The organism is Brevibacillus sp. FSL K6-0770 (assembly GCF_038000275.1).
GTDB classification, from domain to species: Bacteria; Bacillota; Bacilli; order Brevibacillales; family Brevibacillaceae; genus Brevibacillus; species Brevibacillus parabrevis.
Genome location: NZ_JBBOBQ010000001.1, coordinates 708,681 through 734,218 on the forward strand (window position 1 = coordinate 708,681; position 25,538 = coordinate 734,218).

At 48.4% G+C, this 25,538-nt stretch carries 14 protein-coding genes and 2 CRISPR repeat arrays; of the genes, 10 read left to right on the forward strand and 4 right to left on the reverse strand.

Translation table 11 applies throughout. From position 1 onward, the window contains the following. Positions 1-2 precede the first annotated feature (2 nt). The 10 genes from cas2 to NST23_RS03815 all read left to right on the forward strand — a co-directional run bounded on the left by cas2 (position 3) and on the right by NST23_RS03815 (position 21,971). Positions 3-257 (forward strand): CRISPR-associated endonuclease Cas2, encoded by a 255-nt coding sequence (cas2, locus tag NST23_RS03770; protein ID WP_122965509.1) that lies wholly within the window; start codon positions 3-5, stop codon positions 255-257. Next, positions 235-861 carry a CRISPR-associated protein Cas4 gene (cas4, locus tag NST23_RS03775; protein ID WP_340963136.1) on the forward strand — a complete coding sequence of 209 codons (627 nt, stop codon included), beginning with the start codon at positions 235-237 and terminating at the stop codon, positions 859-861. The genes cas2 and cas4 overlap by 23 nt, the downstream gene beginning before the upstream one ends. Further along, a complete protein-coding gene (locus NST23_RS03780; protein ID WP_340963138.1) occupies positions 848-3,604 on the forward strand; it encodes a PD-(D/E)XK nuclease family protein in 2,757 nt (918 codons plus the stop codon). Before cas4 ends, NST23_RS03780 begins: the two co-directional genes overlap by 14 nt. Beyond that, entirely contained in the window at positions 3,592-6,876 is a 3,285-nt protein-coding gene (locus tag NST23_RS03785) for a UvrD-helicase domain-containing protein (protein ID WP_340963141.1), read from the forward strand. Before NST23_RS03780 ends, NST23_RS03785 begins: the two co-directional genes overlap by 13 nt. A gap of 100 nt (positions 6,877-6,976) precedes the next feature. Beyond that, positions 6,977-7,951 carry a CRISPR system precrRNA processing endoribonuclease RAMP protein Cas6 gene (cas6, locus tag NST23_RS03790; RefSeq protein WP_217022517.1) on the forward strand — a complete coding sequence of 325 codons (975 nt, stop codon included), beginning with the start codon at positions 6,977-6,979 and terminating at the stop codon, positions 7,949-7,951. A gap of 285 nt (positions 7,952-8,236) precedes the next feature. Then, entirely contained in the window at positions 8,237-10,669 is a 2,433-nt protein-coding gene (gene cas3 / locus NST23_RS03795; RefSeq protein ID WP_340963143.1) for a CRISPR-associated helicase Cas3', read from the forward strand. Beyond that, positions 10,653-12,395 carry a hypothetical protein gene (locus tag NST23_RS03800; RefSeq protein WP_340963145.1) on the forward strand — a complete coding sequence of 581 codons (1,743 nt, stop codon included), beginning with the start codon at positions 10,653-10,655 and terminating at the stop codon, positions 12,393-12,395. Before cas3 ends, NST23_RS03800 begins: the two co-directional genes overlap by 17 nt. Further along, complete coding sequence (locus tag NST23_RS03805) at positions 12,392-13,336, forward strand: DevR family CRISPR-associated autoregulator (protein WP_122965502.1); 945 nt, start codon at positions 12,392-12,394, stop codon at positions 13,334-13,336. The genes NST23_RS03800 and NST23_RS03805 overlap by 4 nt, the downstream gene beginning before the upstream one ends. Positions 13,337-13,520: 184 nt before the next feature. Next, positions 13,521-14,030, forward strand: coding sequence for a type I-A CRISPR-associated protein Cas5 (locus tag NST23_RS03810; protein WP_141254171.1), 510 nt, complete (start codon positions 13,521-13,523; stop codon positions 14,028-14,030). 345 nt (positions 14,031-14,375) lie between these two features. Then, positions 14,376-15,666: a CRISPR direct-repeat array (repeat unit 37 nt; unit sequence GTTACATTGAGGACCCGAGGAACGAGGGGACTGAAAC). A gap of 871 nt (positions 15,667-16,537) precedes the next feature. Further along, positions 16,538-16,869: a CRISPR direct-repeat array (repeat unit 37 nt). A gap of 629 nt (positions 16,870-17,498) precedes the next feature. After that, on the forward strand, positions 17,499-21,971 hold the full coding sequence (locus NST23_RS03815) for an anthrax toxin-like adenylyl cyclase domain-containing protein (protein WP_340963147.1): 4,473 nt from the start codon (positions 17,499-17,501) through the stop codon (positions 21,969-21,971). Positions 21,972-22,056: 85 nt separating this feature from the next. Here NST23_RS03815 and NST23_RS03820 read toward each other — a convergent pair whose 3' ends face one another. Genes NST23_RS03820 through NST23_RS03835 form a run of 4 tightly spaced genes read right to left on the reverse strand, consistent with a single transcriptional unit; the run spans position 22,057 to position 24,168 of the window. Further along, complete coding sequence (locus NST23_RS03820; RefSeq protein ID WP_122965903.1) at positions 22,057-22,593, reverse strand: phage tail protein; 537 nt, start codon at positions 22,591-22,593, stop codon at positions 22,057-22,059. 15 nt (positions 22,594-22,608) lie between these two features. Beyond that, positions 22,609-23,106: a phage tail protein gene (locus tag NST23_RS03825; RefSeq protein WP_122965904.1), complete on the reverse strand. Its 498-nt coding sequence runs from the start codon at positions 23,104-23,106 to the stop codon at positions 22,609-22,611. A 42-nt stretch (positions 23,107-23,148) separates the two neighbouring features. Next, positions 23,149-23,655, reverse strand: a complete 507-nt coding sequence (locus tag NST23_RS03830) for a phage tail protein (protein WP_122965905.1) — start codon at positions 23,653-23,655, stop codon at positions 23,149-23,151. Between the two features lie 24 nt (positions 23,656-23,679). Then, on the reverse strand, positions 23,680-24,168 hold the full coding sequence (locus NST23_RS03835; protein ID WP_122965906.1) for a GNAT family N-acetyltransferase: 489 nt from the start codon (positions 24,166-24,168) through the stop codon (positions 23,680-23,682). Between the last annotated feature and the right edge of the window lie 1,370 nt (positions 24,169-25,538).

Here is a 25,538-nt window from a genome sequence, read left to right on the forward strand (position 1 = left end):
CGATGCATCTACTTGTGATCTACGACGTGCAAGATGATAAAGTCCGGAACAGAGTAGCCAATGCCTGCAAAGACTATGGCTTATACCGCGTGCAGTACAGTGCTTTCAAGGGGGAGCTTTCGCTCAACCGGATGCAAGAATTGTTTTTACTTTTGAAAAAGATTCTTGGCGTAGACGTGGGAAACATTCAGATGTACCCGATGTGCGAAAAAGATATAAAGCAGGTGAAAGAAATTGAAAACGTCCACTTTCTCTGAGAACCGCACTTTCCATGACGGGTTGGAGTTGAATGTCACTGATTTGAAGCAACACTTGTATTGCGCGCGCATTCCTTATTATTTTTATGTGATGCCAGTTCCCCGACCAGTGTCCTACAAAATGAATCACGGTGTAGCCGAGCACATTGAGTTGGATCGTCTCGAAAAGCGAAGAGGGTATCGCTCGTATGGGCTGACAGAAGGAGGGCGATTGTTTCACCTGCAATTGAAGAGTGAATCTCTCGGCTTGTATGGCAAGCTCGATTTGACGATTGCTTATCAGAAAAAAGGGATGACCCACTATATTCCTGTGGAATTTAAATACACGGAAAATCGTATTTTTACAAATGCCAAGTATCAGGCAACCGCGTATGCCATGTTGCTGGAGGAGCATTTTCAAGTCCCTGTTCAGGAAGCGATTATTTATCAAATTCCTACGAAAACGGTACATCCTGTGAAAATAAATGATGCTATGCGCAAACATGTCCAGGACAGCCTGACCGTCATTCGCCGCATGCTGGAGAGTGAGGCGTTCCCCGAACCAACCTCGCGGGCACGCTGTCATGATTGTGAGTACCGGAGATATTGCAATGACATTTACTGAGCAAAATAGCATTGCTGTACTGGAAAAAGCTGTGCGGGAACGGAAAAGCGTCGTTTTTATCGGAAGCCACTCTGTATTCATCCAGCAAAGAAAACAAGAACTGCTACAGGCGACAGGCGGATATATCGGAATCAAGTGGCTGACGCTGCATCAGCTGGTGGATCGTATTATGCAACAAAATGGGCATTCGTACGTTCGAATCGACCAGCCAATGCGGGAGGATCTGGTAGAGACAGTCATGCTGCGGCTTGAAGAAGAGGGGAAAATTCCTCTGCTAAAGAATAGCTTGCGTCATGCAGGAATGGTTAAGTCTGTTGCCTTGTGGATGGAGGATTTGGAAAAACGTCCCCAAGAGAACTGGCGCTCTATCTTGAGAAGCGTCGCCCTGCCTGTTCTGGCAGAACTCGGTCTTGTTTATGAATCTTACGTTACACTCGTGGAAAATCGTTCCGTGTCTTACAAGGAAGCCGGACAACTGATGGACATGGCAAGTGAATACTTGAAAGAGCCATATACAGTAGCTGATTTGTCGACGGAGCTTGTCATTGTAGAAGGGGATTTTCCCGAGTTGCCTGAAATTGCAGGCATGTTGGAATCCATCTCCAGACTGCCCACGGAAGTCATTTTCACCTCACCACATATAGCAAGCAACACGAGCAAGTCTTTTAGATGTTTAGTGGGAATGAATGTCTATGATGAAATGCAAAAAATAAGCGAAGATATTATTCAGCGGCTTAACGAAGGCTTTTTGGCAGAGGAAATCGCTGTTGTTTGCCCAAATGATGGTTACCTTACAGTGGCGAAGCGCGAACTGCGAGCGAAAGGTGTGCAGGTAAAAGAAGCGGGAAGCAGCTCTTTGTTGAATTTGTCAGTGACGAAGCGGCTTTTGGCAGTAATGGAGCTGAAGAGAACCGACTGGAAACGCACGCACCTGCTGATTTGTGCCAGTTTATGTTCCAAGATGGCTGGCATGTCGGATGCAGAAGTCGCCTGGGGACGGGCTGTCATCAAAGAATCGGGTGTTGCTGCGGAGTTTTCCCGATGGCTTGCTTTGTTCAAGGGGCAAGCAGCACGAAGTCGGCTCCGCAATCACTATTTGACAGAAGCCGGAGAGAGCCAGCTTGTTCAAGCGTCTGAAAGCTATGCTCAAAAGTGGGTCAAATTTCTTTTCTGGTTAAGACGGCGTCTTCGAGCTTTAGCAGATGATGAAACGTGGGAGAATCATCTCACTAGCATGTTAGAGTGGATCGATCAAGACGAAAAGTGGATGAGAAAAGGAAAACGAAGCGCCATCCAGAGTATGGAGTACGAAACAATTCGGAGTATTTTCCGAACACGTCGGGAAATTGCCCTGAGTGTTCACGGTGAGGAACAGGGAAGATTGATCAGTCTGGAACGAGTGATGAAATGGCTGCGTCAACGAATGGCCTTTCATCAGCTGCTTTGTGATACGAAGGGGGAAGGAGTTCATGTCCTTCTGGCGGATCAAATCTCTGGGGCAAAATTTGCTTGTACATATATTGCCGGGTTGGCTGATGGCATTTGGCCACAGTCATATACTCCACACTGGATTTGGCAATTAGTTGAGCAGGACCGATCAATCACGAATGTGAAGCTACCCTCCGCTAGTGAGCAACGTCAAGAAAATGATCGGCTGTATGACCTGGCGGTGATGTCTGGTCAACGGGAGGTCATCCTGTCCATGCCTTTGCGAGGAGAGCGTGGGCGTCCGACAGTTCCAGCCGATTATTTGAAAGAACGTTTTGGAGAAGCAGATTGGCAGTACGTCGAGGGCAAAAGTGATAAGCCAAAATTCAACAAGATTACGAAGAAAAACAGTTTCAAAACAAAAAGCACGGTCGCCCCACGTTTTTTTGACGAGCGTGTACCGATCAGTGTGACAGGAATAGATGATTACGCCAAATGTCCATTTGCTTACTTTGCCAGTCGTGTGTTAGCAGTGAGAGAAGAAGTAGTACGTCATGAAAGATTGCTGCCAACCGATATCGGGAGCATCATCCATCATGTTCTTAGACTGCTGGTTGGGGAACAGCTTAATGCTGTCGATGAGCTTATCCAGCAGGCGGCTGTTTATTTGGACGAGGAACTGCAACGGTATGAACGAAAGTATTGTCTCCATGGTCCAAAATGGGAAGGGCAGTGCAGCAGCCTCAAAAAAGATTTGGAATCGTTCCTTTTGAAAGAAGGCGATCAACTGTTAAGCAGAGAGGGAATCGTTCAACTTGCCGAGTGGGGATTTGGACGAGTGCATTTGGAAAAAATGGACCCCCGTTCAACAGGAGAACCTTTGCTGATTCGCAAAAATCAAAAAGAATTGCGCCTTTCGGGGATTATTGACAGGATTGAACTTGCTTGCGATAGATTCAAAATTATTGATTACAAGCTATCGAAAAGTCCAACCAGCCGGGAGATGGAGTGCGGCTCTGATCTGCAAATGGCATTGTACTTGATTGCCTTTGAGAGCATTGATCCTGAAAAGGCTCAATCAGTGGAGGGAAGATTTTCTGTTTTAAAAGATCAGGGGAGCGGTGGGCACATGGTCTTTTCATCGAAAGCGGAATTTGAAGCTTATAAAACAAGTATCGTGGAGCAGCTTTTCCAGTTGAGGGAAGCGATGGCTTCGGGAGATGTCTTGCCGCGCCCGCGTTCTATTTTGCAGTGCAAGCAATGTTCATTTCAAAGCGTTTGTCGAAGGGATGAAGGGAAGACATGGAGAAGCTGACGGAGTCACAGCGACTGGCGGTTGAAGCAAAAGGTTCCCGGATTCTTGTTTCGGCGGGCGCGGGGGCTGGAAAGACGCGGGTATTGACTGCACGCGTACAACACCTGATTGACCACATTGGTATCGCGCCGGAACGGATACTGGCCCTGACGTTTTCAGATCAAGCGGCTAACGAGATGAAAGAGCGAATAGATCGCAAGCTGGGAAAGACAGACGTAACGGTCCTTACTTTTCATCGCTTTTGCGGCAGGATTGTCAGGGATAACCCGCTGCTGGCAGATGTAGACCCGGCGTTTGCCATGCTGGATGAGTCTACATCCCATTCATTTTTGCGTGAAACGATCGAACGGGAATTATACAGCGGCAATTCCGATGAGCTGATCCATTGGGTGGAACAATGTGGCCCAAAAACGGCACTGGATTTGTTTCTCGCTTTTTATGAACATTGGCGGGAGACTTCGTATAGCCTGGATGCGCTTCAGGCAAAAACAGAAGCGCGATTGGCCGATGAGGTAAGAAAGTGCCAGGAGGAAATACAAACGATCATGAGTCAACTCCATACCATTTCCGAGGGAAGTGCAGTTAAAGCATCAGGAACGCTGGCACGAATGGAAAAAATCTTGGCGGCCTGGCAGGTCTATACCCGATTAGGATGGCAGCGCCCTCATTCAAGAGCGTCAAAAGAGGAAACGGTGTGCTTGCAGGCGGAAAAATGCCTGCACAGTTTGTTCGGTGAAGTGACAAGAAATGTTTCTAAGGAAGTCAAAGATTGTTTTGGGAAACTGTCTGTATGGAAAAAGGATCAGCTTTGGAGAGAGCTTTTGACGGATCAAACGGCACGCTTCCGTGAAAGTTTTTTTGCCTGGATGGAGAGGACAGATCAAGCTTATCACATACTGAAAGAAATTTATGGCTGGTGCGACTTTGCCGATTTGCAGAGAAAAGCGTATATGTTGCTTCACGATCATAAAGAACTGCGCGAAAAATATGGCATGATGTATACGCATGTCTTGGTTGATGAATACCAGGATACCAGCCCGATTCAACAGCAGATTCTGGAGCAGCTTGAAGCAGGAAGCGACAGTACAGCATCTTTGTTCATGGTCGGAGATGCAAGGCAATCCATTTACCGATTTCGCGGGGCAGATGTAAGCGGATTTGAACAGATGCGCAAACAGCTGGGAGACAGTGATGCGTACATTTCCATGCGGGAGAATTTTCGTTCTGCTCCTTCCTTGGTGGCGTTTTTTGCAGAAATGACCAGACAATTGTTCGGGGACGGTGAGATCGTCTCAGGGTTGTCTGAGTCCCGTTCATCCAATCAACCAGTTGTGGAAGTATTGATCCCTGCATTGGAGGAGGACTGTGATCCTCGGGAAGCAGAAGCACGGTTAGTGGCTCAGCGTATCAATGAATTAGGTCCTGCATTATGGGGAGATGTTGCCATCCTGTTACAGACGCGGACTCATCTAGTCAAATATCAGCAAGCTTTGGAGGAACTGGAGATCCCATATGTCGTGCATGCAGGAAATGGGTACTGGAAGCGACAGGCTGTCCACGATCTTTATCACCTGGTTCGCTTGGTGGAAAATGTGGAGGATGACATTGCATTGCTCGGTTTTCTGCGCGGGCCGCTTGTTGGCTTGTCTGAGCATGGCTTGTGGAGGGTGGCAGAGCAAGCTGGACTGAGGCAAGGCTTTTTGAACTTCATGGAAAATGAAGACATCAGTTGTTCAGCAGAAGACCGAAAGTGTTTGCGGGAGGCAAAAAGAATATTGCTGAGAGCAAGAAGCCTTCATAAAGTAGCAGGACTGGCTGATTGGCTCCATATGCTCTTGTATGAGGAAGGGCTGGCGGAGCAATTGGGCTTTCCGGATTTTGCCCCAGTAATCGCTTTGGCAGATGAGCTGGAGAAGCGAGGGGAGTTTCATCTCTCGGATTTGCTACTCTGGTGGCAGCGGCTTCGTGAAGGGGACGATAAGGAGGATACCCAACAAAAAGAGAATGCGCACGGCAAAGTCAAAATCATGACCATTCATGCAGCGAAAGGGTTAGAGTTTCCGATTGTGTTTGTCCCTGACCTTTCCCATCGGTACACAAAAGGAATCGGGAGGCTGCATTTCAGTCGCGATTGGGGCTTGGCCAATCAGCATTATCATCAGGACGTCAAAGAGTGGCTCCCTACACTCGGCTATATTCGTGCTTGCGAAGACGAGCGCAAAGCCGTGATTGACGAACAAAAGAGATTGCTGTACGTTGCCATGACACGTGCGCAGGAACAGCTGATTTTCTCTGGGGCTGCCGCCTCTTTTACGGATAAGCCTTCCATTGAAGAGTGCTCCAATTGGTTTGATTGGCTCCCGTTTCTTGTTCCCGAGTTGCGGAATGGGGCAAGCGATCAGGTGATACGAAGACCGGACTGGAGTTTGCAAGTAAGGGTGGGGATGTCGCATGGGCCATTCTTGCGTGCGACGCAGAAAGTCACTGCGATGGAAAAGCTCGATTCTCCAACAAGTGAGAAGCATGTAACCGCACGGAAAAACCGCTTTTCGCAACGAATATGGAGCGTGTCAGAATGGGTCGAGCTGTTGGCAGATGAACAGAAAAAGCAGAAGAGGAACGAGTCTGTCTCCTATTGGCGTCACGAAAGCAACCGTTTGCAGGCATACGAATGGGGCCATGTCTTGCATCGGATATTGGAGCATTTGCAAGGGGACCATGACCTGGATTATGCTTGCGAGCATCTTTTGAAAATGGCACTGGCTTCGATAGGACTGACGAGTCGGGAGGCGCTTGAAACCGCCTGGGAGCACGTGAAAAATGATGTAGCGACCTACATGAAGAGTGAACTGCATAAGGAATGTCGTCGGGCGAAGACTCTTCACAGTGAAATGCCGTTTGCAATCCGATTGTTCGGAGACGATCAGGACAAAGGCCCCTTGTTGCTGAATGGAGTCATGGACAAGGTATGGGTAAGGCCAGACGGCAAGGCTACCATCGTGGATTTCAAAACGCACAAGTACAAAAATGCGGCACAGGCCAAACGAATTGTCGAAACATACACGCCTCAGCTTCAACTGTATGCGCATGCGGTAGAACAGTTGCTGGGGTGGCGAGTGGACCGTGCGGGTCTGTACATGACTGCTACTGGCAGTTACATGGAAGTCCCTTGCGATTTGCGAGCAAGAGGAGTGTTATTCGAAAAAATGCACGAAATCTGGACGAAAGCAGCCATTGTCCCTGAAAGCGAGAAGCGCCTTTTTTCCTTGTGAGGAGGCGTTTTTTGCCGTTGATGCATGGAGGAAAGTTAGAAGCAATCCCGAATTTATCCAGATAAGACCCGATCAAGGGGACTGGCAAGGAGGCTAACCGTTGTTTGAAGAACTGAGAATTGCGCAATATCGTTTTACTTTGGAGGCAGGGGAGCAGGGGCTGGAGCTGCCGGCCTGGAAGGCGTCGACTTTTCGCGGAGCTTTTGGTCACGTGTTCAAACGCTTGTCCTGTATGCATCCTGAGCAAGCTTGCAGCTCCTGTACAGCCTTATCTTACTGCGCCTATCCGTACATTTTCGAAACCAGACCGGACCAAGAGGACGGGTTTATGGGGAAATACGATCAAGTCCCTCGTCCATATTTGTTCGAGGTGCCGCAGGATAAGCAGACGCACTATGAAGCAGGCGACTTGCTCACGTTTGATTTGCGGCTGTTTGGCAAGGCGATTGATTACGCTCCTTTGTTCGTGACGGCTTTTAAAGAGCTGGGGCGGGAAGGGATCGGCAAAGGCAGAAAACCGTTTCGGCTCATTCATGTGGAAAACAGGGACGAGTACAACGGGAAGCATCGAAGCATGTACATGAATCTTGAGAGCGGGATTGTGCACCAGCCAGTTGTCCTGACAGGTAAAGAGATTATAGAGCGGGAGCGTGCTCGGATAGACGGAGCTGGTGGCGTGGAGAAAGTGATGATTTTTTTTGAAACGCCTTTGCGGTTGAAGTGGAAAGGCCAATATACGACTGATGTGCAGTTCTCTGTGTTGTTTCGTACCCTTTTACGCCGTATGACAGGCTTGCTGCAATTTCATCATGATGTTCAGCCAGAGTGGCCGATTCGTGAGCTGGTGGAGCGTGCGGAGAGAGTGAGACTTGTGGAAAAGCGGGTCAAGTGGCTTGATTATGATCGGTATTCTGTGAGACAGGATGTCAAGATGAAGATGGGCGGAGTAGTGGGATGGGCTTTGTATGAAGGGGAAATTGCGGAGTTTCTACCGTGGTTGAAGGCAGCCGAGCATACCCATGTTGGGAAGAATACTGCGTTTGATTTGGGGCGGGTGAGGGTGACTCACCTATAGATTAACTAATAGATGGACAGGGAAAGGAAATTAAAGAGTTTTCTTTAGTGGGGGTTGAGTTATATATGGGCCTGTGCAATCAGGCTTCTATATGACCACCTCCATTTTTTTGATTACCATAAAATTTAAGAATAAGGGATGGTTGAATTTAGTGGTAAAACATGGTATTTTTGGTACATACCCGATTTTTACTAAGGGAACTGAAACTTATTGCTAAAATTTCTTAGCATAGAAAATGACCTGTTATGGGGACTAAAAGCTTGTAAACGAAAATGGGGGTGTCACATGCGGGACCTCTTTTCAAAGTTGTTCAACTCTGGATCAGCAAACACCACGATTGAGCCGTACCCTTACCAGATAAAAGTCGCTGAACTGCTGCTGCAAAGCCGCAATCTGGTATTGACCGCTCCAACTGGCGCAGGCAAAACGTGGGCAGCTCTTTTTCCTTTCTTGTATGCCCGTAAGCAAAAAAGGGATTTTGCAGACCGTGTCATCTATTGTTTACCTCTCCGTACATTAGCTTCTTCCCTCTATGAATCCACAAAAGAAACGCTAAAACAACAAGGCATTACACCAACACTCCAAATGGGCAACCAACCAAACGATCCGCTGTTCCAAGGCGATGTCATTTTCACGACCATTGATCAATTGCTGAGCGCCTACATCGGCTTGCCTTTCGGAACGTCAAAGGCAGCGGCCAACATTCCTGCCGGAGCTTTGATCGGTGCGTATGTGGTCATTGATGAATTTCATTTGCTGTCGTACACGGAAGCGCTGCCGACATTCCTGGATATGATGAAACGGCTGCACCCGTATACGCGCTTTTTGTTGATGACAGCTACTTCTCCAGAGCCGGTGGTGTCGGCGCTGGTGACACATCTCGATGGCATGAGCGTGGAATTGCAATCAGCAGAGTTGAACAAGCTGTCCACGAGAAAGCGCAGCCTGTACTGGCGCGACAAGCGAATGAGCGGCCAGGATATTGCAGACAGACACCAGGGCGGACGAACATTGGTCATTGTCAATGAAGTCAAACGGGCGCAGAGCTTGTACTTCGAGCTGGCGGACATCCTGGAAAATCAGGGGCGGTCAATCGAGGTCCGCGTATTGCATTCGCGCATGTTCCCCAAACACCGGGAAGAGGTGGAGTCTTGGGTGACGCAAGCTTTTTCCCGGGATTCGGAAAAGGAAGCGATCCTGATCGCGACCCAAGTCGTAGAAGCCGGGCTAGATATTTCTGCCAAACTTTTGCTGACAGATTTGTGTCCAGCCAATGCGCTTTTGCAGCGGGTGGGGAGATGTGCACGTTTTGCCAATCAGGAAGGGACTGTGGAGGTGTACTCGCTAAGGGAAGGAGGCGTAGAACATTTTCTGCCATATGTCTCCTCGCAGCGTAAAAAGGAAGAAAACGACGATTACCAAATCATGCTTGGAACGGAGCGGGCGCTGAAGGAGCTTGAACCGGGAACAATCATCACGCATGAATTGGAAAAGCAGCTGATCGAAACGGTGCACGGCGCAATTGACCAGAAACGAATCGCGTTGGTCATGCATGATCTGTTTTTGCGGGAAGATCAAGTTACCAGGGCTTTGATACGCGGAGATGCAGAGATGGGCGAGCTGATCCGGGCCATCGATAATGTTTCGATCATTATTCATCACTCGCTTGAAGAGGTGGATTTGCATCGGAAGCCGGAAATGGTCTCCATCGGGCGCAGAGGGCTTTACTTTTTTCTGAGCGGCTTGGAGTGGACAGCGGAAAAATGGGAAAACAACCAACTGATTTTTGTTCCCCAGTTTCCAGATGATCAGGATATTTCAGCGCGTGTTGCATGGAAGCCGATTCGATCTCCCAAAGAAGTCCTCGCTCATATGACGGTGCTTTTATCGCCCAAGCTCGCGAAGTACGATCCGGTTGTGGGATTGCAGCTTCAAAAAGAGCCGTTGAACTGCGAAGAAGCAGGGGAGCGGGTGTCGGAATTTTTGGAGAATGAACAAAAGGTATCTTCCCAGCGTTTTAGCTACCAGCGAGAAACGTATTTGGAGCACGTACAAGACGTTCGCAAAATCAACAGAGAGGAGAGAGCGAAATATTTACAGGCAACGAACTTTCTTTCCAAAAGGTTTCGGATGAATCCAGTCCAAGTGGAGGAAATAGCTGATCTGGTGACGGCCTTGCACGATGTGGGGAAGCTGGGAGTGGAAGTCCAGCGAAAAATGCGTCGCTGGCAGACGGAGTACAAACAAAAAGCAGAGCTGGAATTGCTCGCTCACACCGATTTTGATGCCACGAATCCGGAAGAGCTGGCTGCTTATCGGATAGGGAAATACAGGCCGCCACATCATGCTGTGGAAGGGGCGGTTGCTTTGCAGGAATGGTGCGGAAAGACATTTGACAGGAAAGTTGCGGTTCCGCTCCTGCTTGCGATCATGCGCCATCACAACGCCTACAGCAAGGAGTCTGACACGATTGTCTTTTGCAAGGGAGCCAGAGAGCATGTGCTGAAAAGCCTGCAAGATTTGCCTTATGAGCCGTTTTTAAAGCCGCAAACGATTCAGCATCGCATGGACGAGCTTGTGAGTTGGCTGCGCAACAACGACGTGCTGGCGATGTACTGGTATTTGTCACGCAGATTGCGGCTCGCGGATCGGGCATCGCAACAGCTAAAAAACCAGAAGAATGACGGGAAGGAGGAAACAGATGGCTGGTTATCGTGAGTTTTACGTGGGAAAGCGAACCGGGACCTATGCAGACACGCTTGCTGCTGTCGGTTTGACGAAAATGCTCCGGGCCTTGCAAGGAGGAGATGGCTCGCTGGTAACCGTTACGGAGCAGAGCAGCCGATTTTGTGTCGAGTTAGCAGAGCCGATCGAGCTGAATGCAGAAAGAGTCTCCATCCTGCAACGGGAGCCGCTCTACTCTTTTATCGTGACAAAGCCTGGGGAAAATGCTCCTGATGGTATCGTTCCCTATGATTATGTGGCGAACAAGGCGATCGCAGATGCTTACCGGGAGGAGCGCAAACGGAAAAAGGGAGGGGAAGAGCGGGAGGAGCTTCCGAATGTGTCGCCCCGTTTTTATGTCTACCAAAAAGTCAATGTGCTGCAAGGCATCAGTGCCCGGAACAAATTGCTGGAGGAGATTGTCTACGCGAAACCGGAAGAACTGGCACAGGCGGTAATTGCGAAATTGGAAGCTCTTGCAAACGGGCAACTCACCAGTGAGGCTGCAACTAAATTCAATCCTAAAGTCGCTGCTGTGCAAGTGTTTAATCCGAGCGTAGGGAAAGGAATCAATCGCCTAAAAGCAGATGGTGCAACACGTGGTCCGTTGCCGTCTTCGTTTGTCGACTGGTTTGAGGAATGGTTGCGTTTTATCGGTTCAGATGTTGTCCTATCTGGAAACTCGATTGGTGACGACATCAAAATGAACGTGGTGGTTCCGGCAAAAGCGAGCTACCGTCACCTAAATGAGTTGGAAGAGCATAAGTTCAGCTATGTGCGCACATCGCGGAAGGCAGACATATTGGCTGTTTTTGACTTGGTTTTGTTCCTCGTGAGTAAAGTAGATGTTCCAACAGATACATTTTGGAGTTTTCGGATGCAAGTCGGCGAGACGCCCAGGGATATCTTTTCCGCTGTTCAGACCGCTTATTTCAAATCATTAGGTTCAGCCAAACCCATTTCCAATATTGCGAGCATCGGCTTGCCGCATTGGTTTAAAGTGCGGGATGAAGCGGATATCGCACGGTGGGAAACGCTCATCAAGGAGCATCGCGACGTGTTGTTTTTACTGGATGAGGATAAGACGGAAGAAGCCGAGTTGCTCCATTTGTACCGCGATTTTCTTTCCGGCGATGATTGGCTGTCGTTTCTCCGATTTCTGGGCAGCTATGGTTGCTGGAGCATGAAGCGCAGGGAAGCTAAAAAACCGATGAGGTCTTTTGTGAAAAATCATTTGGAGGAGTTGTTTACGTTGAGCCAACCTCGGCTGCCTGTAGTAGATATTATCAATAACTCCGGCTTTCAAAACATCGCCAAGGCGATCAGACAAGCGACGGTCAGCGAGCAGTATGTAAAAGCGAAGGGCAGACAAATTTTTGAAGTCAAATACGGGCTGTTTCAGGAAATCAAAAGAAAAGCCAAATTTCGCGAGGAGCTGCTGACGGTCATTAGCGATTTTATTTCCCAATTCAACTATGAAAACGCGAGACGTGAGGAGCAGTTAAGGGAAGCGCCAGGACGTCGGCGCAAACGGGTCTCTATGCAAGATTTACAAGAGTTTGCCGAGCTGATGGACCGTTTTCCGAGTCAAAAGGAAACGGAAGCGATAGCGATGCTGTTGATCGCCTTTGCCTCGTGCAAGGATGGCAAGGGAACAGATGCAGATACAGAAGATCAAGAAGTAGACTTGGCATATACAAGTGAGGAGGAAGAAATATGAGCGTACCGTTTCAGTCTTTGTCAATCTCGGGATTGCTGACTCTCGATATGCATGCTTTGAACAATGAGGGAGCCGAGGGCAATCAGCTTCAGACACGCATGGTTCATATCGTGGATGGAGAGGGAGAGCCAACCGTTGTCAATGCGATTTCCGGCGATATGTTGAAACACATGCAAGCCGAGCATTTGCACGGGATTGCGGTGGAAAAAGGCTTGCCGTTATGTGCAGGCTGCCAGAAGTTTAATGCAAACCGGATCAACGCAGATAGTGACTTTATTCAAACTCTTGGAGACAAAAATGCCATCGGAGAAACGGTAAAAAAAGTTCTCCAGCATTGCGCCGTGGATGATCTCGAAGGCGTATTGATTACCCAGGGCGGACGTTCTACTCCACGGAAATCTACGGTGGAGTTTGGCTGGATGATCGGCCTCCCGGACAAAACAAGGACCGAATCTTATTTTCATGTAAAATTCGATCCGAATCGTGGGCAGGGATCGGGGGGAGAATCTGGCGCCAATCTCGGACAAAACATTTTCTACAGACCAGCCAGCTCCGGCGAGTATGCCGTTGTCATGAATGCGGAACTATCCCGGGTCGGGTTTAACGATGTGGAGCGCGAGCATCAAATTCCGGTCGAAGCGCGCAAGGAGAGAGTAAAGGCGTTGCTGGAAAGCGTTTTGCTCACTTTTATCAAGCCGCTTGGCGCACATAGAAATACGCAATTTCCGCACATTTTGAACTTTACAGGTGTTGTCTCTGTCTCTGCATCTACTGTGCCAGCCCCGACGGTCAGCCCTCTGAAGAAAAACTTTTCCGAGGAACTGTTGAGCATACAGGAACAGTTGAACCGACTGTACCCAGAGGCGATTACCACCTATGAGTATTCGTCTCAAGCTGAATTTACAAAAATCATGGTCGATTTGATCGAACAGGTAGGGTAAATGTATGTGGCTTGTGACTACGTACTCGCCCAACGCTCTGTTTTCCTTGAGGACGTCATCTTCGACAAGCTCGGGTGGAAAAACGAATCTCGTACCAACCATGTACAGTGTAAAAATGGCATTGCTTGATGCCGCTTTTCGCAAAGGAATCGAGGGGAGAGAAATCTTTTCCTGGATTCGCGATTTGGATATCCGGTTTGAGCCACCCAAACAGGCCATTGTGAATAACAGTTTCGTCAAAATTCAAACGGAGCCAAAAGACAAAAAGGCAGGACCTGCGTTCATCTCTTCCGTAGGGTTTCGCGAGTATGTTTTCTTTGAGGGAGAGCTTGCCATCGCGATCCAAACAAGGGAGCTTGCCGAACAGCAAGTGTCTTTGTTGAAGGAGTTGCTGCTCCATTTGCATTATTTGGGGAAACGAGGAAGCTTTCTGCAAGCGGTGGGTCAAGAAGTATGCGAGAAATTGGGGCAAACTTTCAGTGCCTTGCTTGGAGAACCAACCGCATTCAGTGAATGCGTGGTGATGCAATACCTCGATGACATGGGACCCAAGGCAACCTTTGAAAGCATCAGTTCTTTTGATGGTACGAGTGCAAAGATGGGACGAGACCGAGTTATGAAAACGGTGTTTATTCCGTATCACCAAAAGCGGGCAAGCAGGGATTTTACTTGGTATACGCGTGAAGAGAGTTAGGTGGTTTGGTTGGAGCAGGGGCAGAAGACAGAAGGCTGCCCCTCCCCTTTTAGGTGAAGAGATTGGTTGTGGTGTTGTTGTCAGGAAAAGATGGAAGGGTCTTATAAAAATGGGGAAAATGATTTATTATTGACATGAGAGTACATTGTTATGCAGAAGAAAGTGAATACTAAGGCTAGGTATTAGGGGTAGCGGAAAAGCAATACAGACGAAAAAAGGGATTTTCGAGGATCGAGCGTGTTTTTTGGCAGAAATGCAATCCTCGAAAAAAGTGAGGAATGCTTAGGGCTGTGAACGCGTGTAAAGCCTTGGTATTACTGAGTTTAGTTGTGCCGATCGAGGTCGGTTACATTGAGGACCCGAGGAACGAGGGGACTGAAACGGTCAGGCTTATACGTTTGAATACTGGGTAGAGAAAGTTACATTGAGGACCCGAGGAACGAGGGGACTGAAACTGCAGGTAACTGTGCTGTGTAACTTGACAAACTGGCACTGTTACATTGAGGACCCGAGGAACGAGGGGACTGAAACTTAACAAGTGCCGATACAGGAATCGCGTACTCGAAGTTACATTGAGGACCCGAGGAACGAGGGGACTGAAACTGGTGGTGATCGCGCTTGAGTTCATAGTTGACTGAAGTTACATTGAGGACCCGAGGAACGAGGGGACTGAAACAAGCGCTTGGGGATTTGTTCCGTTGGAATAGTTGCAGTTACATTGAGGACCCGAGGAACGAGGGGACTGAAACCAGTAACAGCTCCGCTTGGCTCGTTCCACTCTCCTACGTTACATTGAGGACCCGAGGAACGAGGGGACTGAAACTGCAAAAAGTAAACGCAGCCTGCTTCGGTTTCCTTCGTTACATTGAGGACCCGAGGAACGAGGGGACTGAAACGCTCATTCATCAGCGCTTTGTACGACCAGCGCCACGGGTTACATTGAGGACCCGAGGAACGAGGGGACTGAAACCACGTAGGAAACACCATCCTCGCGTTCACCGCATCCGTGTTACATTGAGGACCCGAGGAACGAGGGGACTGAAACGCTCATTCATCAGCGCTTTGTACGACCAGCGCCACGGGTTACATTGAGGACCCGAGGAACGAGGGGACTGAAACAGTCATAGGACGCTCAATTTTCTTGCGTATAAGATAGTTACATTGAGGACCCGAGGAACGAGGGGACTGAAACCAATAGTCAAGAATAAATCACCTCCAAAAACTGAATCAAGTTACATTGAGGACCCGAGGAACGAGGGGACTGAAACCCTGGATCGTCAACCGCGTATACGTTAACGGTGTAGTTACATTGAGGACCCGAGGAACGAGGGGACTGAAACAAAAATGTTCCAGAAGAGTTTTCTTCTCCGATCATGGTTACATTGAGGACCCGAGGAACGAGGGGACTGAAACTACGGTCCGGTATTCCACGGTCCTATTGGTTGGAGCCGTTACATTGAGGACCCGAGGAACGAGGGGACTGAAACTAGGAAGGAGCTAAAAGCTCACTGCCGTTTGCCTTTGTTACATTGAGGACCCGAGGAACGAGGGGACTGAAACGTACGGCAGGGATAGCTGCAACTCACCGTTCTTTACCTGTTACATTGAGGACCCGAGAAGTAAGCAGACTGAAATGGCTGGCGCTTATCGTCGCGTCCGCACTCTTGTGTGGTTGCATTAAAGACCGAATAGTGCTGTTCCGACATGTAGATCATGAAAGCCACCGTTAAGTTGAGCTATGCTCATTAGAAGTCCTGAATGGAACGGCGGAGGAAAGGAATGCAGGGGAAAAGCCACTGCTTGATAACGGGCTGGCACTGATTGATGTTCACATGTGCTAAAGCAGGGCAGGGCTTCCAGCGTTGATGGAAGGCAGTTCTAAGAGTAAGGCAAGTTGATTTCCAACAGTGGTGTTGAGAAGATAGACACTAAAAAAGGCACGGAATTGATCACCCGTGCTTTCCAAAAGATGCGATTTGATGAATAAAGTAACGCTCAATGCTAACTCCTATGCTTATTCTTTGGCACAGAGGTACTTCCTCTTCCGCCTAAACGAAATATTTGAAGTGAAGATCACTGCATAATAGGCAAAAGTAAATGCCGTCTGGGTGAAAATAAAAAACGAAAGAAGCATGAAATCGATTTGGGATTCATGTTATGTTCTGAAAGCTTAAACAGTAAGTTGGATTGCTCCCCATGAAGAAATTTGGAGCGTTCAAGTGGCGGTTGAAGTTATTTTATGTAGTGGATGAAAAAGGCTTTTTGGATGCTAGACCGTTTAAAGAAATGTATAGATGAGATGGAGGATAATGTTTTATTATAAACATGAGAGCGAATGGTTACTCTTTAGCGGGGAAAAATAAACAAGATGAGCACAACGTGATTTTCGAGGATCGGACGTGATTTTTGACAGAAAATGAATCCTCGAAAAAAGAGTGGTTTCTTGTTGGCGTTGAGTATGAGGAAAGCCTTGTCACGACTGGGGTTCAGCATGCCAGTCGAAGTCGGTTACATCGAAGACCCGAAAAGTTAGGGGACTGAAACTCCCGTGGGTGTTTCTGTGGAAGTCGCTTTGGAGAAGTTACATCGAAGACCCGAAAAGTTAGGGGACTGAAACTTAATAACTGCGTTATATTTTCCTTGTAGGTAAGCTTGTTACATCGAAGACCCGAAAAGTTAGGGGACTGAAACTCCTGCACAAGATACACCATGTCGTTCTCGATAATGTGTTACATCGAAGACCCGAAAAGTTAGGGGACTGAAACCTCGTTTGCCAGCTTGATCAGGCGCGCGTTCTGATCGGTTACATCGAAGACCCGAAAAGTTAGGGGACTGAAACGAGACGATGAAAGCCGTTGCAATCGTTTTAAAGTGTCGTTACATCGAAGACCCGAAAAGCTAGGAGACTGAAGCTTCCAGCAAGCCAGTCATGATGCTTGTCCTTGACGGCGTTACATCGAAAACTCAAATACAAGTAAACTAACCCCAATCCCCCTATGAGGCCCCTCAAGAAAATCTTGTAAAATGCTTCTGCACAATTGCAAATGGCACCCCAACTTGACACAGCCCCCTTCCCAGCTCTCGTTGTATTGCTGAAAATAATCGAATTTCAATCCCCTAACTTTCCAGCTCTGTCATACAAAAGTAATCAGGTAAGGTTACCCCTCGACTGCGAGGTTAGTTTCAGTCCCCTTGCCACCCACCTCCCTCCCCCAAAAATCCCCCCTATATATTCCTTTTCCACCCCACTCATGCTATATTATTAGGAAATAAGTCCCATTTCCCCATCTTTCGACAAAATGCCTCGCAATGTTTCACAAAACACCCAATACTCAAACACCTTTTTACCCAAACCAAACCCAATCTAAAAACCCAAAGACACAAGGCTCTCTTTCAGTAAAAGTGGCAGCGGGACTTCTATTTTTACGGATCGGCAAGCCGAGTGTCTTTTTCATGGAGGTGGAAAGCATGTCGAAACTCGTTGAAGTACAAGCGGAGGAGCTGCGCAAGGACGGGATTCCTCTCGCCTACGTTCAGGCGTTTTTGCAGGCAGCGAAGAAAAACGACTCGATTGTCATTACACGCGCGCCTGGTCTGGCAAGCGAAGGGTTGCTTGCAGAAGGGTACGATGCAAAAGGAAAACAGATTCAAGCCATGCCGAGCAAATCGGGACCGATGGCTGGTTTTGTGTGCCTCGATCCTTTGCTGAATCCGGATGGCTTGCCAGGATGGTTGGCGACACAAAAGCGCAACAAGCAGTCCCTAAGCAAAAAAGAGGGAGAGCAGGCTTGCTCGGCAAGTCCGTTGGTCATATCGGACAAGCGTTTGGACTGGCTGATAAACGAGCAGAAATGGAAGGCGAACAAAGAGAGCGAGAAGCTTTACAGCGGAACCGTCACGTTGCCTGCCAAGGAAGGGGCAGCCGGGGAGGCGACTGCTTTTTCGGTTGTTCTCGTCAAACAAAAAGAGGATCGCTGGGCGCTCTACTATGATGTGTTTGCGGCATATGGCTTGAAATACGAGGCGGACTTCGAGCAAGATGCGGTTTCGACCCTCGCAAATGCTTGCACGAAAATGCTGGGCGAAGCGATTAAGGAAGAAGGCAAGCAGGAAGTTGCCGCGTTTTTCAAAGAGATCAAGAAGTATCTCGAAGTGGACAAAGCTTTGGAAAACCCGTATGCCCATTACCGCCCTGTGTATGGCCTGACAAATCCTGCGGCGCCGTATGCTGAGGACGAAAAATATCGGAATTGTGTGACCAACGATATTGGTTTGTTTTCCATCTGGCCGAAAAAAGCAGAGCAAGTCAAAGAGCAAGTAACGGCCATTACCAAGGAGCTTACCACCGCCATTTTTCCCGCACCAAAAGAAGGGCAGGGCGCCAAAGTGCCGGCATCCCTGACCCGTTTCGCTCTGACTCCGGCAGTCGGGCGGCCTGTCATCGATTCGACAGACAACCTAATTGCGTTTTCCCCCAACGGTCATGTATATCGCCTCACAGACACCAAACAGCTTGCGGAATGGATCAACGAGTGTCACGGATCGGGCTATACCATTTTGCTTGAAGAGAAGTGGAAAAATGATTGGCTGCCGCATGTAAAAGAGGTCCAGGACAAAGTAACCTGGTCGAGTTTTTCGGGCGAAGGAAAAGAAGCGCCAGCAAAGGACGGCAAAGCCGAAGAGAGCAAAGAGAAGGAAGCGCAAGAGAAGACAACAAGCAAAGACATCAAGACGCAAGCGTTGAAAGAAAAGGAAGAACAGCTCGCCATTCGCGCAAAAGAAATAGAGCTGTTGAAAAAAGAAAAAGCGTTGGACGACGAAGCGGCCAAGCTGCACGACAGCAATGATCTGCGGCAAAACTTGATCAATAAAGTAAAGGTAGCGATCCCTAAGCTGATGGGCAAGGAAGAGCTGGGGCCGACATTGAAAGACATCAAGTCGGATGACTTCGCGAAAAAAGAAGACGCGAGCCTCATTCAACTGAGCGTCATCAAAGAGAAGAAAGACCCGCAATTGAGTGACTTTTTCATGCTTCATAAAAATTTACGTGACGATTTGCTGGATCGCACCGGGTTTTTCCGCGGCATCGTGATCGACTACAGCTACCCGGAGATCATGCAGCAAAGTTTTCGCAATGTGCTGGCGAGCACTACGGAGCAAGTCAAGCAGCAGGAGATTGTCCCAACCGAAGTGTACTACCGCAAACCGAGATATTCGGGGTATTTCGATAATCAGTACACGTTTTCGGAGTTGGTTCACCAGCTTCAGAAAAATGGCGTCTCCAACTTCGGCGCATCGCTCACGATCGCTGCGGCTGTTCCTTCTTTCGGTGCCGGCGTCGGGGTGGGCTACTCGCAATCCGATGAAAAGAGCACCAGTTCTTCCAAGCAAGCGAAAACGGTGTACATTACCAGCAGCTATTTGCTGCCAAAGGTAGAGCTGTCGTTTAACTACTTGGTGCCATGCGCCAGCGAAGAGTTTGTCAGCGAGATCAAAAAACTGCTGGCTTCCGCCAAGAAAGATTCGTCTAAGGCGAGAAGCTTCCAAAGCCCGCTTGACCGTTTGTTGCTTGTGTTGAAATCGTTTGGGCATTTTGTGCCGACTACCAGCACGCTCGGCGGCAAACTGATTGCCAGTGACGCCAAAGAGCTGCAACAAACGAGCGATGTCAAAGATGTCGTCAGCAAATATGCGGCAGAAGCAAAAATATCTTTGAAAAAGATGGGCGTGGGAGTGGAGGCGGAAACGAACTATTCTTCCGGAGAGCGCGAGCAGCAGCAGGACAAAGCCAAGAACGAGAGCCAGTCGATGACGTTTACCGCGATTGGCGGAGAAGGCACGTTTATTAGCAATGCCAATGAATGGGCCAACTCTGTAGCTCCTTATACCGAGTGGAGCCTGATCAGCTCTGACGGCTTGCTGCCGAGCATCGATTTGCTCCCGGCTTCTTTGTATGAAGCTTGCGTCAACTTGTTGAAATCGGAAGTAGAGACGTTGACAGCCCAGCAGCTCATGCAAAAAAACGCCCATTTCCTGTTCTACGGAAAGTATTACGATTTGATCGGCAAGTACGCGAAAAAAGAGTATTTCTACATCGCCAGCAAAAACAAGCAAGTGCTTTCCTTGGAGGATGCCAATCCTGTGGATGGTACAAAAGTCGAGCTGGCTGTGGGGAAAAACGGCGATCACCAGCTGTGGCATATGTCTCCGCTCGGACATATCGTCAGCAAAGCATCTACGGACGAGACGGAATATGTGCTGACAATGCCGGAAGTCGTTTCGGAAGAGGCATTTTTGCCTTTGATTGTCTCAGTAAAAGGGCGCTCGCAAAATCAGGTATGGGATGCGAAAGGCGGCCGCATTTTGCTGAACAATCCTGCCGTCAAAGGCGAGTACACGGTGTCCTTGCGCGATGACGATAAAGTAGGAGTCGCTGCCAAGAGCGCGAACGCGAACAACAGCACTTACGCCCAAACGTGGACGATGATCCAGGCGGCTGAACAGGAATTTGCCCAAGAGGCTGGACAAGAAGAGGTGTACTTTGTCATTTCGAGCCGATATAAAAAAGGCTATGTCATGACAGTGCGCGACGGAGAAGGCGGAACGGCGAAAGAGCAGGCTGAGATCGTGTTTGCTCCGCATGTGAGCAGCCGCAATCAACTGTGGTATACGAAGGAAAACAGCGATGAAATCTACAGTGCGCTTACCAGCTCGAATGGGAATCCGTTTGTGTTGGCAAATGTCAACAACAAGCTGGTGCTTAAAGAAAAATTTGCTCTGAAGACGAAGACGGATCACATGTGGGAGTTTACCAGCGATGGACTGAAGCACACCAGATCAGGGCAATACGCGATTGTCGAAAAGGATAAGGATACGCAAGGTTCTCCGATCGTTTTGGCAGAAAAAGGGGATTGGCGAACATTGAGCTGGGTGAAGCAGATCGTCGCCCAAAATCCGGCAGATGCTTATGCGAAAGTGTGCAAGACGACTTCCTCCCAGGATGGACTCGATCTTGGATTGAAACGGTTGCTCGTGTCCACAGCTCCGCTCGCCATCAACGGGAAAATAAGAGGGATCGGATTTGTTTGCCGGACAGGCGGAAGTACGCAATGGGACATGCTGGTTCCGCGAGTGTTTGTCGAGCGTGACGGTCGGAGGACGTGGGTGGAAGAAACGCGTTCGTATGACGAGTTGCGCAACAGCGGCCAGTATTTTGATTTCGAATATTCCCAGTATATCGATGAAAATCCGCTGTTGCTTCCGGCTAATCAGAACATAAAGGCGTTTTCGTTCTACCAAAAAGGCGGCAACCGGCTTGCGATCAGGGTACAGGCAGACAATGGCGAATGGCTCGAAAATACGAACACGAGCAACGATCATTATTTCCACGTTGGAGATACCAAGGTTACGTATCAGTCATTCGTCAATGACACCGCAGCAGAGACAATCGGCTTGGCTTTTGCCAGAGTCGACAACAGGCTTTACATCGAGACGATGACTCGGGAAGCAACGAGCGCCGAGGGGTATTTCCGCTTGCAGAGTCAGGTAGGGGACAAGCTTTTCCTGACGTTGAACAGCGACCGGAGAACGGTTAACTTGCAAAAACTGGCTCCAGGCAATGAGCAACTATGGCGCATGACAGCGGATGGATATATCGAGTGCCGCACTGCGAATCGCTCCGGGGAGAGGCTCGTATTGGATCATCCGAACTCTCCCAATCCGGTGTACGCTTTTACAATCAACGACGGGAAGACGCCCAATCAGCTCTGGGAATGGAAGGACGGCAAGCTGATCTGCAAGAAGGAGCCTGAGAAAGTGTTGAGGGCGAACCACTCAAGCGGAAGAGAAGGCACCCAGGTAATACTTTTGGAAGACGACGGAAAAATGTCTTCTCTGTGGGTACAGAAGATGGATGGGGTGTCGGCAGGTTTGGATAGTTAAGCTGGTCTAGGAAAAAAATATCCCGTCCCACTTGGCAAGAGTAGGACGGGATTTTTGCGTATGCGTAAAAATTTTTGATAAGTGCTTAGCCTCTGGACGGAAATTCGCCGCTCAAGCAGATGATGAAGTTTTGGGCGATAAACGGTTGCATGTTGTTGTGAGGTTGCGAACCGCCTGTTACGTTCAAAGCCATAGGAGACATTGGGACATTGGGAGTTGGATCGTAGTAGAGCGGTGCTCCGGAGAATGGATCTGGCTCAGGAGTTGGAGCCCAATAGCCATTTGTCGGAACAGTGGAATTGCCGGGATCTACAGTTGCCTGCGGGATGTGAGTGTGGGCAGGGATTTCGCTTGTCAACAGTGTTTCGTTCGCATTGCCAACTTTTTGTCCTACTGTACGATTGGTTAAACCGTATCCCTGACCTTGATTCATTACAGCGCTCCCCATCAAGTTTGGGAGAGCAAAGGTGGTTTTTCCATCTCCACCGTACTGAACTCCAAGAATGGAAAAAAGGGCAGTGTTTTGTTGAACGCTCATAAGCTGGCCATTACACAGCGCCCAGCCTTTAGGGGCGAAGTTTCCTGCAAAGATACGAATTTCTCCAATATAAGCATCTGCCATATGTACCGCCTCCTCTTAGTTTCTGCTTGGAAATATTCCTTGAATGGCAATGGCGTAGTTCATTACCAAATAAGGCTGCATGTTGTTATGGGGTTGACTTCCACCGGCTGTGGACAGTGTATTGGCATTCATTTGCTGGAGGTTTGCTGCCGGACCGTATGCGTTGGTTGCTGCTGCCCACACGTTGTTAGCCGCAGTAGAGAGTGTTGGTTCGACAGATGAACCGGCTACTTGATGGGTGTGTTGAGGCATTTCATTGATCGTTAAGGTATGATTGGCTTCACCTTGCGCGGTACCGAGCGGAATAGTAGAACTTACATGAATCGGTGTGCGCCCGCGGTAATCCGGGAGGGCAAACGTAGTTACTCCATCTCCGCCATACACAGCTCCGAGCAAAGAATAGAGTGCCTGATTTTGATTGATATTCAAAATCTGACCTTCGCAAAACATCCACCCGCGCGGGGCGTAATTATTGGCAAACAAACGAACTTCACCCAAAAACGGCTCAGACATGGTAGAATACCTCCTTTTATTCTCTAACATTGCTGCTGGATACTATGGCTGCGGCGGGAAGACTCCGTATAAAGAAATAATGAAGCTGATTGCGGTCGTAGGCATCATGTTGTTATGAGGTTGTCCCCCTCCGACGGGAGAGACTGACTGGGGATTCATGTTGCTAAGTGCGCTGGAAGACTCTACAGAAAAGGATAAATAAGGATTTTTGCTCCAGACATTATTGGCAGGAGTATCATCGTCCTGGTATTCAGGAATTGCATTGACCGTATGCGTGTGAACTGGCAGTTGATTGCTGACCAATGTGACGGTCTCTGTGCCGCTCTTGCTGCCACGGGCGTAAGTGGTGTTAGGGTGGACCGGAACTCTTCCTTGCAAATCGGGCAGGGCAAAGGTTGTCTGACCATCGCCGCCGTAAGTCGTGCCAAGCAGGGCAAAAAGTGCTTCGTTCTCCGCTATGCTCACTAATTGACCGTTGCACAATGCCCAGCCTTGTGGGGCAAAGTTGCCTGCAAACATGCGGACTTCTCCAAGATAGGATTCACTCATACGGGTCACCTCTTGATTGTTTAATTATATAGAAGGCCCTTCATCAGATGATGTCGGAGTCCATTCCATGCCGATATGAAATCCTGAGCTGTCGATCGTTTGAAAACCTAGACGCTCATACAGATGTATCGCTCGATTCGTAGGTAATACGCTCAGGTGCAAGGGCCGTGAAGTGTCAGCAGCTTCCTGCTGTAGTTCACGAATCAGCGTGCAGCCAATTCCTTTATTGCGATGATGGGGAAGCAGAGAGATGTCGACGAGGGTAATCTTTGTTTCGGTTCGTGCAATCATGATTCTGCCAGCCGGGATGTTCTCGGAGAAAATCAGCAGATGCTCCGCGTCAGGGTACTGGGTCGAGTAGGAATTTTTCTGGGCAAGAAACTGTAGCTGCAAAAACTGTTCCTGCATCTGCTTGTCCCACCCCCATGCTGCAAGTTCATCTGCACGGGTGCTTATGTACAGCTGAAGCAAAAAAGCTTCATCCGTTTTCTCAACCGCTCGTTTTTGAATCATCGTTCGTTCCTTTCAAAAGATCGAAATGTTTAGAGTTCTCGTCTCGCTAAGGGAATACGCTTTTTGTGAGGCATTTGCACGAGGGGAAACTGTTAACTAATGAAGCAATGAAGTTGTAGGGAACATGAGATGAAGAAATAGTTTGTGAAGAAACTAAGTGTGAGTATTTAGGTCTAAAGTAACCATAATCTACCTTTCAAAAGTAGCATAACTTTGAAGGGATAGGGAAGAGAGAAATGAAAAAAATGATGAATTTTGTAATATTAGGGTTCTGCGTTTTTTGAACGGAGTATGAACTTTATACTGAATTTATCGGATTTTCTGTCGAAAAGTGGCTCGGACAAAGATATAATGGTTGTACATCTGTTCAAGGCACTTATGGAAGTGTGTTTGAAATGCCCAGGCAAAGCATCATGAATGAAGGCGAGGAAAAAAGTCCTGCCTTTCATCGGCCACGATGTTGCCTTTATTTTTTGATAGGGAGGTTTTTGGTGAAAAAAAGCAATGCTAGTGCATGGGTAGTAAAAATCTCGGAGAATGAAATGTTTCAATTGCAATCAGGTCTTTTTCTAGTGGAATTATAGGGTTGAGCAAGTTTCAAGTTTAGTAGGGAAGGGGAGGGAGTATGAGAGACAACTATCGTAAAATACGGACTTTATCCAAAATGATACTGGCTATCCTGTTAATTTTTACCTCTATGCAATTCGGTTCCCTGGTTTCCACGGCGTCTGCCGGGTCATGGACAGAGGTTAGCACAACTAACACAGGGTTGGGGGGGAGTTCGAGTTTGAAGCTTGGTTACCACGATGGCACATGGTTGGCATTTGCTTTAACGAGGGACTACTCTTCATCCACAAACGGAACGACATGGTCGAAGGCAGCAGCTCCATTAGATTGCGCTGTCAATGCTACCTATCATTTTAAAACGAAATGGATAGCGGCATGTTCGAATAGAGAAATCTATACTCTTAATGACGGTTTAGACCCAAAAGTAGCTGGCAATTGGGTAGAGCGGAAGGCTGGGGATGGGAAAACAGTCACATTCGCTGAAATTGCCAGTGATGGGGGGAAAGTAGTTACTGTTGCGAATAGCTCAGCAATTGTTCTTGTTTCAACTGATGGAGAGACATGGACGCAGCATACAGCGACAGGAACCGCTGGATTCAACTCGGTTACATACGGTGAAGGAAAGTTTGTGGCTGTGGGAAAAGAGCTAGGTAGCATTTATTCTTCTAACGATGGAGAAACATGGCAAAAGGTGAACACTGCTAGCCCGACGCAGCAACTCTATGGGATAGCATATGGAAATGGAGTATTTGTTGCCGTAGGTGCATCAAACTACCTGTATGCTTCTGATGATGGGGTCAACT

Excerpts from the sequence above, each read along its gene's own strand:
- cas2 (WP_122965509.1), top strand. The coding sequence starts at position 3 with ATGCATCTACTTGTGATCTACGACGTGCAAGATGATAAAGTCCGGAAC.
- NST23_RS03780 (WP_340963138.1), top strand. The coding sequence starts at position 848 with ATGACATTTACTGAGCAAAATAGCATTGCTGTACTGGAAAAAGCTGTG.
- NST23_RS03785 (WP_340963141.1), top strand. The coding sequence starts at position 3,592 with ATGGAGAAGCTGACGGAGTCACAGCGACTGGCGGTTGAAGCAAAAGGT.
- cas3 (WP_340963143.1), top strand. The coding sequence starts at position 8,237 with ATGCGGGACCTCTTTTCAAAGTTGTTCAACTCTGGATCAGCAAACACC.
- NST23_RS03800 (WP_340963145.1), top strand. The coding sequence starts at position 10,653 with ATGGCTGGTTATCGTGAGTTTTACGTGGGAAAGCGAACCGGGACCTAT.
- NST23_RS03805 (WP_122965502.1), top strand. The coding sequence starts at position 12,392 with ATGAGCGTACCGTTTCAGTCTTTGTCAATCTCGGGATTGCTGACTCTC.
- NST23_RS03815 (WP_340963147.1), top strand. The coding sequence starts at position 17,499 with ATGTCGAAACTCGTTGAAGTACAAGCGGAGGAGCTGCGCAAGGACGGG.
- NST23_RS03820 (WP_122965903.1), bottom strand. The coding sequence starts at position 22,593 with ATGGCAGATGCTTATATTGGAGAAATTCGTATCTTTGCAGGAAACTTC.
- NST23_RS03825 (WP_122965904.1), bottom strand. The coding sequence starts at position 23,106 with ATGTCTGAGCCGTTTTTGGGTGAAGTTCGTTTGTTTGCCAATAATTAC.
- NST23_RS03830 (WP_122965905.1), bottom strand. The coding sequence starts at position 23,655 with ATGAGTGAATCCTATCTTGGAGAAGTCCGCATGTTTGCAGGCAACTTT.
- NST23_RS03835 (WP_122965906.1), bottom strand. The coding sequence starts at position 24,168 with ATGATTCAAAAACGAGCGGTTGAGAAAACGGATGAAGCTTTTTTGCTT.